Source organism: Nonomuraea terrae (genome assembly GCF_044465245.1).
Classification (GTDB): domain Bacteria; phylum Actinomycetota; class Actinomycetes; order Streptosporangiales; family Streptosporangiaceae; genus Nonomuraea; species Nonomuraea terrae.
Genome location: NZ_JBITLL010000004.1, coordinates 167176 through 180709 on the forward strand (window position 1 = coordinate 167176; position 13534 = coordinate 180709).

The 13534-nt window shown below is 73.1% G+C and carries 14 protein-coding genes; 6 read left to right on the forward strand and 8 right to left on the reverse strand.

Translation table 11 applies throughout. From position 1 onward, the window contains the following. Positions 1-32: 32 nt before the first annotated feature. Positions 33-731, reverse strand: coding sequence for a type 1 glutamine amidotransferase (locus tag ACIBP6_RS18910; RefSeq protein WP_397053707.1), 699 nt, complete (start codon positions 729-731; stop codon positions 33-35). A gap of 79 nt (positions 732-810) precedes the next feature. Between ACIBP6_RS18910 and ACIBP6_RS18915 the strand changes: the two genes are divergently transcribed. After that, positions 811-1674: an alpha/beta fold hydrolase gene (locus tag ACIBP6_RS18915; protein ID WP_397053709.1), complete on the forward strand. Its 864-nt coding sequence runs from the start codon at positions 811-813 to the stop codon at positions 1672-1674. A 61-nt stretch (positions 1675-1735) separates the two neighbouring features. Here ACIBP6_RS18915 and ACIBP6_RS18920 read toward each other — a convergent pair whose 3' ends face one another. Beyond that, entirely contained in the window at positions 1736-2449 is a 714-nt protein-coding gene (locus ACIBP6_RS18920; protein ID WP_132623758.1) for a PaaI family thioesterase, read from the reverse strand. 692 nt (positions 2450-3141) lie between these two features. Between ACIBP6_RS18920 and ACIBP6_RS18925 the strand changes: the two genes are divergently transcribed. Both ACIBP6_RS18925 and ACIBP6_RS18930 read left to right on the forward strand, forming a co-directional pair. Beyond that, on the forward strand, positions 3142-3597 hold the full coding sequence (locus ACIBP6_RS18925) for a potassium channel family protein (protein WP_397053711.1): 456 nt from the start codon (positions 3142-3144) through the stop codon (positions 3595-3597). Between the two features lie 140 nt (positions 3598-3737). Continuing rightward, positions 3738-4298, forward strand: a complete 561-nt coding sequence (locus ACIBP6_RS18930; RefSeq protein ID WP_397053713.1) for an AAA family ATPase — start codon at positions 3738-3740, stop codon at positions 4296-4298. A gap of 48 nt (positions 4299-4346) precedes the next feature. Here the strand turns inward: ACIBP6_RS18930 and ACIBP6_RS18935 are convergent, their stop codons facing one another. The 5 genes from ACIBP6_RS18935 to ACIBP6_RS18955 form a co-directional block, all read right to left on the reverse strand. Then, entirely contained in the window at positions 4347-4988 is a 642-nt protein-coding gene (locus tag ACIBP6_RS18935) for a response regulator (RefSeq protein ID WP_397053715.1), read from the reverse strand. Beyond that, the gene (locus tag ACIBP6_RS18940) at positions 4981-6309 is read right to left on the reverse strand and encodes a sensor histidine kinase (protein WP_397053717.1); all 1329 of its coding nucleotides are present in this window, start codon (positions 6307-6309) and stop codon (positions 4981-4983) included. Before ACIBP6_RS18940 ends, ACIBP6_RS18935 begins: the two co-directional genes overlap by 8 nt. A gap of 20 nt (positions 6310-6329) precedes the next feature. Then, entirely contained in the window at positions 6330-7070 is a 741-nt protein-coding gene (locus ACIBP6_RS18945) for an ABC transporter permease (protein ID WP_397053719.1), read from the reverse strand. Between the two features lies 1 nt (position 7071). Next, positions 7072-7986: an ABC transporter ATP-binding protein gene (locus ACIBP6_RS18950; protein WP_397053721.1), complete on the reverse strand. Its 915-nt coding sequence runs from the start codon at positions 7984-7986 to the stop codon at positions 7072-7074. 116 nt (positions 7987-8102) lie between these two features. Next, positions 8103-9464, reverse strand: a complete 1362-nt coding sequence (locus tag ACIBP6_RS18955; protein WP_132621989.1) for a glutamine synthetase family protein — start codon at positions 9462-9464, stop codon at positions 8103-8105. A gap of 152 nt (positions 9465-9616) precedes the next feature. On the opposite strand from ACIBP6_RS18955, the gene ACIBP6_RS18960 reads away from it, so the two are divergent. Next, entirely contained in the window at positions 9617-10162 is a 546-nt protein-coding gene (locus ACIBP6_RS18960; RefSeq protein WP_397053723.1) for an EF-hand domain-containing protein, read from the forward strand. A gap of 147 nt (positions 10163-10309) precedes the next feature. Next, positions 10310-11299 carry a terpene synthase family protein gene (locus tag ACIBP6_RS18965; RefSeq protein ID WP_397053725.1) on the forward strand — a complete coding sequence of 330 codons (990 nt, stop codon included), beginning with the start codon at positions 10310-10312 and terminating at the stop codon, positions 11297-11299. Between the two features lie 4 nt (positions 11300-11303). Here ACIBP6_RS18965 and ACIBP6_RS18970 read toward each other — a convergent pair whose 3' ends face one another. Then, entirely contained in the window at positions 11304-12269 is a 966-nt protein-coding gene (locus ACIBP6_RS18970; protein ID WP_397053727.1) for a DUF5937 family protein, read from the reverse strand. Positions 12270-12328: 59 nt separating this feature from the next. Between ACIBP6_RS18970 and ACIBP6_RS18975 the strand changes: the two genes are divergently transcribed. Continuing rightward, the gene (locus tag ACIBP6_RS18975) at positions 12329-13522 is read left to right on the forward strand and encodes an MDR family MFS transporter (RefSeq protein WP_397053729.1); all 1194 of its coding nucleotides are present in this window, start codon (positions 12329-12331) and stop codon (positions 13520-13522) included. Positions 13523-13534 lie beyond the last annotated feature (12 nt).

Below are 13534 nucleotides of genomic sequence, written 5' to 3' on the forward strand. Positions count from 1 at the left end.
GGGCGCTCAGCCCATGCGGATCACGGTCGCGGTCAGCGGGGCCGGGGAGCGGGGGCGGCGCGGTCTCTGATGACGTTCGCGAACGCCTCGGCCACCGGGCGCCAGGTGCCGGTCAGGCGGTCCTCGGCGGCCTTGACCTCGGCGTCGAGGTCGGCGGCCCCCTCCAGATCCGAGGAGGCCGTCCAGGAGGCGAAGATGTCCGGGGTGGCCTCCGGGTGGAACTGTACGGCCCAGGCCGCCTCACCGAGCCGGTACGCCTGGTTCGGGTACTGGGAGCCCGTCATGAGCGGCACCGCGCCCTCGGGCAGGCGGGTGATGGCGTCCTCGTGGTACTGGACGGCGACGGCCGTACCGACGCCTGACAGCAGGCGGTCGGAGGCGGCGGCGGGCAGCGCGACCACCTCGCGCAACCCCACCTCCAGACCGTTGGCGCCGCGCTCCACCGTCCCGCCGCAGGCCATGGTGAGCAGCTGCGCGCCCAGGCAGACGGCCAGCGTGGGGGTCGACTCCTCGACGGCGCGGCGCAGCAGGTCGCGGGTGGCGGGCTGCCAGGGGCTGCGCTCGTCCTCCCAGGCGGCCGCCGCGCCCCCGAGCACGATGAGCCCGTCCGCCGCCCGCTCGGGCACCTCGTCCCCCAGGTACGGCCGGACGACGTCGTACTCCAGCCGCAGCCAACCGGCGAGGTAGCCGAGCCCGGCCTCGGCCTCGTGTTCGATGACAGTGATCCGCATGTCGGCAATTATCCCGTTTTATCCGGACTGCCCTACGCTCCTCTCCCACCGTCCCGGCGCACCGTCCTAAGCTCCGCTCATGAGTCTCAGATTCGACGAGGTGGACGGCCGGCGGATCGCCACGTTCGGCACCGGTCCACGCGTGATCATCGCGGTCCACGGCATCTCGGCCTCGCTGATGGCCTGGGCCGCCGTGGGCCGGCGCCTGCCGGAGGGATGGTCGCTGGTCGCGATGGACCTGCGCGGGCGCGGGCACAGCGCGTCCCTGCCCGGCCCGTACGGCCTGCCCCGGCACGCCGAGGACGTGCTGCGCGTGGCCGACCACGTCGGAGCGGGCCCGGACGCGGTGCTGACCGGCCATTCGATGGGCGCGTACGTGGCGGCCCTGGCAGGTGCGCGGCGCGCTTTCGCCCGCGTGGTGCTCGTGGACGGGGGCCTCCCGCTGCCGCTGCCCGAGGGCGCCGACCCGGACGCGGCGCTGGCGGCCACGCTGGGCCCGGCGCTGGAACGGCTGAGCAGGACGTTCCCCTCGGCGGAGGCGTACGTGGACTTCTGGAAGGCGCATCCGGCCTTCGCCGCCCGGCAGTGGAACGCCGACGTGGAGGCGTACGTCCGCTACGACCTGACGGGGCCGGAGGGCGCGCTGCGGTCGCGGGCCGTCGGGGAGGCGGTGATGGAGGACGGCCGCTGGATGTGGCTGGAGCCGGAGGCCATCGCGGCCGCGCTGACGTCGATCACCGCGCCGCTGCGCCTGCTGCGGGCGCCGCGCGGGCTGCTCGACCAGACTCCCGGCCTGCTGCCGGACGACCTGGCCCGCCCCTGGGCGGAGCGGCTGCCGGGGCTGCGGGACGAGGTGGTGCCCGGCTGCAACCACTACACGATCCTGTTCGACGAACGTTGCGTCGCCACCGTCGTCGATCGCCTCACGTCGGACGCCGCCTGAGCGCGTACCGAAAGCGCGAGGCCCCCGGGGGCATCCGGGGGCCTCGCGGAAGAAGAGGAGGTCAGCGCGGGGCGATCCAGGTGGCGCGGCCGGCGGCCACCAGCGTGCCGTCCATCTCGTAGATGGCGCTCTGCCCGAACATCTTGCGGCCGTCGCGGCCGGTCGGGCGGGCCACCACGGAGTAGCGGCCGCCGGGCAGGACCGGACGGTGGATCTGCAGCGCGAGCCGGCCGAGCAGCGCGGTCTCGCCCGGCCCGAAGTGGGCCCAGCCGGTGATGCAGTCGAGCACGGCGCCCACGATCGAGGCGGGCACGCCGTCGTCGCCGGTCACCGTGAACGGCACCCGCCACCCGGCCGCGACCAGGTCGGTGCCCGCCACCGGGCCGGGGAAGATGCGCAGGCCGTCACCGGGCTCGCGCATGCCGCAGGCGAAGCACTCGGCGAACGGGTGGGCCTTCAGGCCCACGAACCCAGCCTCGGCCTTGGCCGCGTCGGTGAACGGCACGAACCCGGGCCCCTCCAGGTCCTCGGCCACGGGGATGGCCTCGACGAGGAGCTGGTCGCCGTGGGAAAGGGACACGGAGTTGGCCAGGTGCTCCAGCCGCAGCTCGGTCTCGAGCGGCGTGGGGGCGTGGAGCGTGACCTCGACGGCTGATCGACCGCCGTTCAACGCCTCCGCCATGGCGCCCGCGATCCAGCCGCCGTTGGCGACGCCGACGGGACCACGGAAACGCTGAGGAACGGTCAACACGGTCTGCAGGGCAGCCGTCGTCATGCCTCACCCTCCTCCATCGCCACATAAGACGATAAGTCCGGAAATTTAGATAAAGAACAGGCCGATTTTACTCGACGCCGGGATTGCCTGAGTGCTGGGGGTCCCGCGTCCGCTCGACACTCCTCCATAACGCCACTGAGGGGCCCGAAACTTCCCGACCCCGGCCTGGGGCGACCGGTCACGACGGACACCGCGAAGCTACAAGCCGGCCGTCGCCCGGACGTGACGCGAGGGTCAGAAGCAACGAAAATCGGCCTCACCCCGCACCGCTGGCGGAGGTGAGGCCGATCAAGGCGTCGGCAGTACCTTATCCCGCCTTCCCCACCCCCGCGACCAATCCGCCAATTCCGCCCGCGCAGGCAGGCAGAACGCTTCGGTGAAGGGCGGCGCCATCGAGGGTGGGTGGCGCAGACTGTCGGCATGGACCGGCTGACCTCCTGGGAGCGCCGCACCAGAGTCGCGCTCATCGCCATCGGCACGGGTTTCTTACTCGGCTGGGCGGTCCCCGTGCTCGCCCCCGGCCTGCCCACCCCCGCTCACGTGGCGCTCTGGCACCTGCAGGTCGTCTGCTGGGCCCTGTTCACCGCCGACTACCTGATCCGCCTCGTCCTGGCCCCGCGCCGCCTGAGCTTCGTGCTCAGGAACGTCCCCGCGCTCCTGGTCGTGCTGCTCCCGCTGCTGCGCCCGCTCTGGTGCTGCGCGCGCTGCTCCTGGTGCAGGTCGTCGCCGAGCGCGTACGCCTGCCGCTGCGCGTACGCGCCGTCGTGTACGTCGGCGGCACCGCCGTCTTCCTCGGCCTCGTCGGCAGCGTCGCGGTCCTCGACGTCGAACGCGGCGCCCCGGACGCCAACATCGAGACGATCGGCGACGCCCTGTGGTGGTCCCTCGTCACGATGACCACCGTCGGGTACGGCGACCGCTTCCCCGTCACCGGCGAGGGCAGGCTGGTCGCCGCGGGCCTGATGATCGCCGGGATCGCCCTGCTGGGCGTGGTGACCGCGGCCATCGCCTCATGGTTCGTCGAGCGGTTCGAGCGCACGGCCGCCGCGGACCGCCGTACCGAGGCCGAGCTCGCCCAGGTCACGGCGGAGCTGGTCGAGCTGCGCCGGACGGTGGCCGAGCTGAGCGCCCGTCTGGCGCCCCGATGAGCGGGAGTGCGCGTCTTGGCGCGAAGTCGGTGAGGCTGGGGGGCATGGGGGCCTATGCTGACGCGGCGGGGCCGGACGGCGGATCATGCGGGGGTGAGCCTGTGCACGGCGCGAGGTTGAGGTTTCCTCCGGGATCCCTGGTGATCCTGACGGGGCTCCCCGGCGCGGGCAAGACCACGTTGCTGCGCCGCCTGTACGGCCCCGACGTGGAGCGCCTGCCCGTCACCGCCGGCACCACCGTGGTGATCGACTCCTCGCAGGCCCGGCGGCAGTGGGACGACAGGCTCACCTGGGCCCCCTATCGGGTGCGCCGCGTCTTCATCTTCGCCACCCACGTGAAGCACATCCGCCGGGCCCTGGCCGGCGGTCACGCGGTGATCGCCCACCAGCGCGGCTGCGGCAGGCACGTGCTCTACTGGTTCGCCGGGCTGGCGCGCCTGCACGGCGCGAGCCTCCACCTGCTCCTGCTGGACGCGCCCGCGGACGAGGCGCTGGCCGGGCAGGTGGCGCGCGGCCGGATGGTGCCCGCGCGGACGTTCGACCGCCACCGCCGCCGCTGGGAGAGCCTGCTGGCGCGGGTCAAGAACGGCGACCATGCCCCGGCGGCCGGGGCGCGCGTCATCGACCGGGCCGAGGCGTGCCTGCTGGAGGCCATCGTCTTCGACGACTCCCGCGCCCCCGCCCCGCCGAGAGCCGACTGATCCTCCCCGCCCATCGAGGCCCGCGCGTGCCACGGGTGAGCGCCGGCCTCAGCCGAGGATGCCCCGGTCGTAGGCGATGGCGACGGCTGCGGCGCGGTCCTTCGCGCCGAGCTTGCCGTAGATGTGGGTGAGGTGGCTCTTGACGGTGGCCTCGCTGACGAACAGCTCCGCGGCGATCTCCCGGTTGGACGACCCCTTGGCGACGAGACGCAGCACGTCGCGTTCGCGGCCGCTCAGCGTGTCGTTGCCGGGGGCCCGCACCCGGGAGACCAGCCGGGCGGCGATGGCCGGCGACAGCACCGTGCGGCCCTCGGCGGCGGCCCGCACGGCGCCGAACAGGTCGTCACGCGGAGCGTCCTTGAGCAGGTAGCCGGTCGCGCCCGCCTCGATCGCCGGCAGGGTGTCGGAGTCGGTGTCGTACGTGGTGAGCACGAGCACCCTGGCCCGCGCGGCGCGGCGGGACAGCTCCGCGATCGCCGCCACGCCACCGCCGCCGGGCATGCGCAGGTCCATCAGCACCACGTCGGGGTCGAGGCGGGCCACCAGCTCGACCGCCTCCACCCCGTCGGCGGCCTCGCCCAGCACGGCGAAGCCGGGCGAGGACTCGAAGAGGCTGCGCAGGCCGTGCCGGACGACGGGGTGGTCGTCGGCGATGACCAGGGTGATGGGGGACGTGGAGGGCTCAGTCATGGCGCACCAAAGGTACTCGGGCGGACAGGGCGGTGCCGAGACCCGGCTCGGACTCGACGACGAGGGCGCCACCGACCCGTTCGGCGCGGGCCCGCATGCCGCCGAGGCCGAAGCCGCCGGTGTCGCCGCGCGCGGGAGGGTTGCGCGGGTCGAAGCCGCGCCCGTCGTCGCGGACGTCCAGGCTGACCTCGTCGTCCATGTACGACAGCGTGACCCCGGTCCGCCGCGCTCCGGCGTGGCGGGCGACGTTGGCCAGCGCCTCCTGCGCGATGCGCAGCAGCGCGGCCTCCACCTCGTCGTGCAGCGGCTCGGCGGCACCGGTGACGGTGAACCGGCCCTCGACGCCCGTCTCGGCCGACCAGGCTGCGACGATCTTCTCCAGCGCCGTGGGCAGGGGGTCGTGCTCCAGCTGGCCGGGGCCGAGGTCGCGGACGGAGCGGCGGGCCTCCCCCAGACTCTGCCGGGCCAGGGCGGATGCGCGGTCGATGTGGTCGCGGACGGCGGCGGGGTCGGCGCTGTCGGCCGCCGCCTGGAGCTGGGTGACGATGCCGGTCAGTCCCTGCGCGAGAGTGTCGTGGATCTCGGCGGCCAGCCGCCGGCGCTCGTCGGCGACGCCGGCCTCCCTGGCCTGGAGGATGAGCTGGGCGTGCAGGCCGGCGTTCTCCCGCAGCGCCTGGGCGAGCCGGGCGTTGGCCTGCCGCAGCTCCTCCATGGCCGCCGCCTTCGCCGCGGTGTGCTCGGCCTCCTTGGCCGCCACCCGGTCGAAGCCGAGCGCGAGGCCGGAGTGCAGGGCCAGCAACCCGGCGAACGCCAGCCAGTGCACGCCCTCGGCCGGCGGCAGGCCGCCGACGTTGGAGGCGGCCATGGTGACCGCGGTGGCGAACAGCGCGGGGCGTACCAGGGGGCGGGGCAGCAGCAGGTCGGCGTCGAGGTAGCCGAGCAGCGCGTAGATGCCGAAGACCGGGTTGCACCAGGTGAGCGCGAAGCCGAGCGTCCACCGCAGGAGGTAGTAGAGCCGGGGCGCCGGGCCGTGCGGGCGTTGCCGCCTGCCGTGGAGGCTCCACCACACCTGGAGCGCCAGCGCCCCCGCCATCAGCGCGGCGGCGGCGCGGGTCTCCCCGGGGGTCATCAGCGCGTCCGCGCTGACGATCGCGACCGCCGCGCCCAGGCCCAGCAGCACGTACGGCCCGCCGTTCAGCCACCATCGCCGCCATGACGCGTTCGCCGTGCCGTCACCGGGCACGTTCGAGGCGGGTAAGGCAGCCGCATCGGCGGCGGCTTCCGCGCGCTCGGGGACGTCGATCGACGTGCCGTCCACCATCCGGCCCCACCCCGTCCCGCTCATTCCCAGCGGAACCAGCGAGCGGACGCGCCCGCCAGCACCGTCATCCACACCAGCATGACCGCCACGTGCGCCGGCTCCGGCCAGTCGCCGGCGGCCGCCTGCCCGAGGGCCTGCGCGGCCGCGCCGAACGGTGTGAGCTCCACGACCTCCCGCAGGGGCTCCGGCATGGCCTGAACCGGAACGTACACGCCCGCCGTGAACGCCGTGGGGAAGAAGATGATCGTGGCCGCGGTGGTGCACGCCTTGGCCGTACGCGTGAGCGCGGCGATGAGCCCCCCGGCGACCAGGGCGACGAGCACGGCGAGCACGAGCGTCACCGTGTAGGCGGGCAGGTTGGCGGGAAGGGCGACGCCGTACAGGAGGCGGCCCACCGCGATGACGAGGAGCCCGCCGGCCAGCGCCGCGGCGCCGTGCACGATCACCTGGGCGGCGAGCAGCGCCGAGGGGCGTACCGGTGTGGTGGACATGCGGCGCAGGATGCCCTTCTCGCGGTACCCGGTGAGGGTCGGCGGCAGGGACTGGAGCCCGGCCATGACCATGCCGAGCAGGACGGCCACCTGGACGTACAGGTCGACGGCGCGGGCCCCGCCGGGCGCCGAGCCCTCCGCGCGGAACGACGGCACGAGGCCGAGCCCCGCCAGCAGCAGCACGGGGAACGCGACGATCCAGAACAGGGCGGCGGGCTCGCGGCGGAACAGCAGCGTCTCGGCCTTCAGTACGGCGACGGATGCGGACATGTCATGACTCCCGGCGGGTGAGGTCGCGGGTGATGTCGAGGTAGGCGTCGTCGAGGGTGGCGCTCTCCACACGGAGCATGCGCGCCGTGATGCCGTTGCGCGCGAGCAGGGACGTCAGCGCCTCGGCGGTCTCGTCGGTCCCGGTGACGACCAGCCGGCCGCCGTCCGTCTGCACGGTGCGGGCACCGGGCAGCGCGGCCAGCTCGGCGTCGTCGAGCTCCCGCGAGGGGACGAAGGAGATGACGGTGGAGCTCGCGGTGCTCCCGATGAGCCCGGCGGGGGTGTCGAGGGCGGCCAGCGCGCCGGCGCGGAGCACCGCCACCCGGTCGCACAGGTGCTGCGCCTCCTCCATGAAGTGCGTGACCAGCAGGACGGTGACGCCGTCGTCCCGTACGCCGCGGATCAGCTCCCAGGTGTCGCGCCGGGCGTGCGGGTCGAGGCCCGTGGTCAGCTCGTCGAGCACCACGACCTTCGGGCGGCCGATGAGCGCGAGCGCGATGAACAGGCGCTGCTTCTGCCCGCCGGACAGCCTCCCGAAGGGACGGCCGAGCAGGTCGGTCAGGCCGAGCCGCTCGGCCAGGCCCCGCCAGTCGGCCGGCCGCGGGTAGAAGGCGCCGTAGAGCTCCAGCACCTCGCGGACGGTGAGTTTGTCCTGCAGGTCGCTGTGCTGGAGCTGGACGCCGAGGATCGGGGTAATCCGCCTGCGGTCGGCGGCCGGGTCGAGACCGGCCACGCGTACCCGTCCGGCGTCGGGCTCGCGCAGCCCCTCGACGCATTCGACGGTCGTGGTCTTGCCGGCCCCGTTGGGGCCGAGCACGCCGAAGATCTCGCCCTCCTCGACGGCGAAGGACACGCCGTCCACCACGGGCCGGCCGCCGTACGACTTCCGCAGCCGGTCTACTTCGATGATCGCCATACCCCGAGGATCTCCCGCCGGGCCTGCGCCCGGCATCGCCCATCACGCTGCGAACGGCATCATCCGATCGGTTGATACGGGCGTCCGACCCCCGGGGACGGGCCTGCCGGATGGGCCTACAGGATGGGCAGGTAGCGGCCGAGCTCGAACTCGGTCACCGTGCGGCGGTACTCGTTCCACTCGGCGCGCTTGTTGCGCAGGAAGAAGTCGAAGACGTGCTCGCCCAGCGTCTCGGCGACCAGCTCGCTACGCTCCATGACCGAGATCGCCTCGTCGAGCGAGCCGGGCAGCGGCTGGATGCCGAGGGCGCGCCGCTCGGCGCTGGTGAGCGTCCAGACGTTGTCCTCCGCGGCGGCGGGCAGCTCGTAGCCCTCCTCGATGCCCTTCAGCCCGGCCGCCAGGATCAGCGCGAACGCGAGGTACGGGTTGCACGCCGAGTCGAGCGAGCGGAACTCGATGCGGGTCGAGCCGCCCTTGTGCGGCTTGTACATCGGCACCCGGACGAGCGCCGAGCGGTTGTTGTGGCCCCAGCACACGTAGGAGGGGGCCTCGCCGCCCTGGCCCGCGATGGCCTCGGCGCCGCCCCAGAGCCGCTTGTAGGAGTTGACCCACTGGTTGGTGATGGCGGTGATCTCGGCGGCGTGCCGGAGCAGCCCCGCGATGAACGACCGCCCGATCTTGGACAGCCGGAAGTCGGAGCCCGCCTCGTGGAAGGCGTTGCGGTCGCCCTCGAACAGCGACATGTGGGTGTGCATGCCGGAGCCCGGGTGCTCGGTGAACGGCTTGGGCATGAACGAGGCCCAGATGCCCTGCTCCAGCGCGACCTCCTTCATGACCAGGCGGAAGGTCATGATGTTGTCGGCCGTGGTGAGCGCGTCGGCGTAGCGCAGGTCGATCTCCTGCTGCCCGGGGGCGCCCTCGTGGTGGCTGAACTCGACGGAGATGCCCATCGACTCCAGCATCATGATCGCCTGGCGGCGGAAGTCGTGGCCGGCGCTGTGGGGCGTGTGGTCGAAGTAGCCGCCGGAGTCGATCGGCTCGGGCCGCGTGCCCGGCTCGGGACGGTTCTTCAGCAGGAAGAACTCGATCTCCGGGTGGGTGTAGAAGGTGAAGCCCATGTCGGCGCACTTGGCGAGCGTGCGCTTGAGCACCCAGCGCGGGTCGGCGTGGGACGGCGTGCCGTCGGGCATGAGGATGTCGCAGAAGATGCGCGCGGAGCCGGGCGCCTCGCTGCGCCAGGGCAGGATCTGGAACGACGACGGGTCGGGCTTGGCGAGCATGTCGGACTCGTAGACGCGGGCGAAGCCCTCGATCGCCGAGCCGTCGAACCCGATGCCCTCGGCGAAGGCGCCCTCCAGCTCGGCGGGCGCGATGGCGACGGACTTGAGGAAGCCGAGCACGTCAGTGAACCAGAGCCGGATGAACCGGATGTCGCGTTCCTCGAGCGTGCGGAGCACGAACTCCTGCTGGCGGTCCAAGGCATCCCCTCGTGAAGACAGTACAGGTCTCCTATCAGGATGCCGTGTCCGTGTTTCACACAGGTTACGGGGAGTGCCGGTGCGAGCCTCGCTGACAAAGGGCCGCGCCCGACCTACTGTGATCAACGCAGTCAGTCTCGGGGGAGGCATCAGTGGCCATCGACCTGCTCAATCACAAGCTGGATCGGGCATTCGAGCACATCGACGCGGGCGGGAACGGCGTCGTGGAGCGTGAGGACCTGCTGGGGCTGGGCGCCCGCATATTGGTGGGATTCGGCGAGTCCCCCACCTCGGTCACCGGGGCGAGCCTCGTGGACGGTTTCGACGGCATCTGGTGTGTCCTGGCGGAGGCGCTGGAGCGCGACGGCGACTCCGGCATCACCCGGTCCGAGTTCCGTACGGCGATGACGCTGGCCTTCGTCGCCGGCGACCGGTACGAGCCGGTGTTCCACCCGGCGACGGTGGCGGTGGCCGAGCTGTGCGACGACGACCACGACGGCGAGATCGGGCCGAAGGAGTTCCGGACGATGCTGAGCGCCTTCGGTGTGGCCTACGACGATGTGGACGAGGCGTTCGACCGGCTCGACGTGGCCGGGCGGGGGGTGCTCACCGTGGCCGAGCTGGTGGCCGCGTTCTCGGACTACTACCGGAGCGACGACCCCAACGCGGCAGGGAACTGGCTTTTCGGCCCGCTGTGAAGGCCGCGGTCTCGCGGTGAAGCCTTTTTGACGCCCCGGTGAAAGCCCCCCGGCGACGGCCCCGAGTGACGTCCCGAACGACGTCGCGGTGACGGCCCGCCGCGCAGGTCCCGTTCATGAGCCCCTTTGAAACCCCTGTGAGCACACATGACCACCACCACCGTGTTCGCCAGCGTACGCACCACCGTGCGCACCGCGCTGCGTTCCGCTCTGACCTCTGTACTGCCCCTGCCGCGCAGGGGCGCCTCGGCGGCCATGGCGCTGCTGCCGCTGATCGAGCGGGTGCCGGCGATGGCGGCGCCGTGCCGGATGCATCCCGCCGTGTACGCGATCGAGGCCGCCGTCCTCGACTGGGCCAGGCGTACCGGCCTGCGGGCCGATCCGGGGATCGGCTACCACCGGATGGCGGGCCGGGCGTTCGCCGAGTTCGACGCCGCCGCGGCGGCGTTGTTCGCGCAGTGGCTGACCTGGCTGTTCCACCTGGACGATGAGCTGGACGAGCGCTCCGGCCCGCTGGACGTCTTCCACGGCCTGCTCAAGGGCACGGCGCGGCACCCGCTGGAGGCGGCCTTCGCCGACCTGTGGCGGGTGACCAGCGCGCGGATGAGCGACCGGTGGCGGGCCAGGTTCGCGGTGGGGCTGCAGCGGCAGTACGACGCCTGCCGCACCGAGGCCGACAACCGCGCGACGGGCCGGATGCCGGCCCTGGAGGACTACCCGGCGCTGCGCAGGGGGACGGTGGGCCCGTACCTGTACGACCTGGTCGAGCCGTGCCTGCGGGTGGAGGTGCCGGCCTGGTTCCACGCCTCGGGGCCGTGGCAGGAGCTCGTGAACGCCTGCAGCGACGTCACGGCGTGGTGCAACGACGTGGCCTCGCGCCCGAAGGAGCGGGGCGACGCGCACAACTTCGTCGTCCTCGCGATGCGCCAGCTCGACCTGGGCGAGCGGGAGGCGACCGCCTGGGTGCTCGACCGGATCGCCGAGCGCTGCCAGGACATGCGCCAGGCCGCCCTGCGGCTGCCGCTCGACGATCTCGACCTCAAGACGGCCAGGGACGTCAGCAAGGTCGCCTGCGCCTACCTGGCCGCGCCCCGCGCCCACCTCGACTGGCTCCTGGAGTCGAAGCGCTACGCCTGAGCGCTCAGGACGAGCCGGCGGTGAGCATGTCGCCGGCGAGGGTGCGGCGGTAGAGAACCTGCTTCCCGACCCGCATCCCGACCGCGAGCCCGCCGGCCCGCAGCACGCCGAGGTGCTGGCTGACGGCGCCCGGGGTGAGCGCCATGCGGGCGGCGAGCGCGGAGGTGGTGGCGGGCTCGCCGAGGGCGAGCAGGATCTGCGCCCGGCTCCTGCCGATGAGCGCGGCGAGCGCGCCGGGCGCCGGCGGTGGCCCCTGCTCCCACAACGTCCCGACCCCCTGCACGGGATAGACGAGCATCGACTGGTACGGCGCCGACATCACGGCCACCGACGGCCAGTAGAACGCGCTCGGCACGAGCACGAGCCCGTCGCCGTGCAGGCCGCCCATGAGGCACCAGGGCCGGTCGACCAGCAGCCGCTCCCCCGTCCACGTCACTGCGGGGTCGAGCCCGGCGAACAACTGCCGCGCCCCGCCCTGGGCCAGCTCCCGCGAGCGGCGCAGCACGTCGCGTTCCAGCAGCGCGTACACGCGGGGCCAGAACTCCGCGAAGCACGTCTCCCAGTACTCCTCCAGCGCGTCGGCGGCCCTGGCCACGCCCGCCGCCGGGTCGGCGAGGAAGCGTGCGATCACGGCCCGGTCGGTGCCGCGCACGATGGCGGCCTCCACGCGGGCCAGCTCCGGGTCGGTGCTCCTGACCCGGTCGAGCTCGGTGGCGAAGTCGGGGATCGGCGTGTCCGGCGGCGGGGTGAGGAAGTCGGCCAGGTAGCCGGACGGCGGGACGAGGCCGAACAGCTCCGACAGGTCGAGCCCGGCCAGCCGGGGCCGGACGGCCTTGAGCCAGGGCAGGTGCATCGACTGCCGGGCGGGCTGCTGCAGGGTGCGCAGGCTGGCGACGAGCTCCCACATCGGGGAGAACGCGAACCGGATGCGGGCGACGTCCTCCGGCTTCAGCACCCACGTGATGGACATCGTTTTAGTGTGCGCTAAATCGTTCGCCCCACAAAACCCGACATATCAGGGTTTGGTGCGTGTCGAGCGTATCTGTGGAGAAGCCGTCGTTCCTGCGGGCCCAGATCGGCGGGCTGCCCCGCCCGTTCTGGGCGCTGTGGAGCGGCACGCTGGTGAACCGCCTGGGGACCATGGTCGTCCCCTTCACCGGCGTCTACCTGACCCAGGGCCGCGGCCTGTCGGTGGCCGCGGCGGGCCTGGTCATGGCCGTGTACGGGGCCGGCTCGCTGCTGTCGCAGCTGCTCGCCGGCGTGCTCGCCGACCGGATCGGCCGGCGGGCCACGCTGTCCGGCGGCATGCTGGCCACCGGCGCCGCGATGCTGGCGCTCGGATACAGCGCCTCGCTGCCGGCGATCCTGGCCTCGATGTTCGTGCTGGGCCTGGTGATCGACGTCTACCGGCCCGCCTCCAACGCCCTGGTCGCCGACCTGGTCTCCCCCGCGGAGCGGCCGCGGGCGTACGGGCTGCTGTTCTGGGCGGTCAACCTCGGGTACGCGGTCGGCATGACGGCCGGCGGCTGGCTGGCCGGAGTCGGGTTCGTCTGGTTGTTCTGGATCGACGCGGTGTCGTGCGTGGCGTTCGCCGTGCTCGTGTGGCGGGCGGTGCCGGAGACCCGGCCGCGGGCGGAGCGGTCGGCGGGCGGGTTCGGGGCGGTGCTGCGCGACCGGGTGATGCTCGGCTTCACCCTGGTCGTGCTGGGGAACGCGCTGGTCTACTCGCAGACGATGACCACGCTGCCGGTGGCGATGACCAAGGTCGTGAAGCTGTCGCCCGGCGAGTACGGCCTGGCCATGGCGCTGAACGGCGTGCTCATCGTGGTCGCCCAGCCGCTGGTGTCGGCGTGGCTGGGCCGCAGGGACCCCGCGCGGACGCTCGCCCTGGGGATGGCGGTCATGGGAGCCGGGTTCGCCATGACCGCGTTCGTCACCGACGTGCTCGGGCTAGCGGCGACGGTCGCGGTGTGGACGGCCGGGGAGATCGTCACGGCGGGCATCGCGGGGGCCATCGTGGCCGCGCTGGCGCCCGCCGAGCTGCGGGGCAGGTACGCGGGGCTGTTCGGGTTCGCCTGGTCGCTGTCGGCGGTGCTGGCGCCGCTGATGGGCGGCGCGCTGCTGGAGATCGGCCCGCGCACGCTGTGGTTCACGATCGGCGGCATCGGCGCCCTCTCGGCGATCGGCATGCTCCTGCTCGGCCCCGCCATAAGACGCCGCTGACCGGCCCACCCG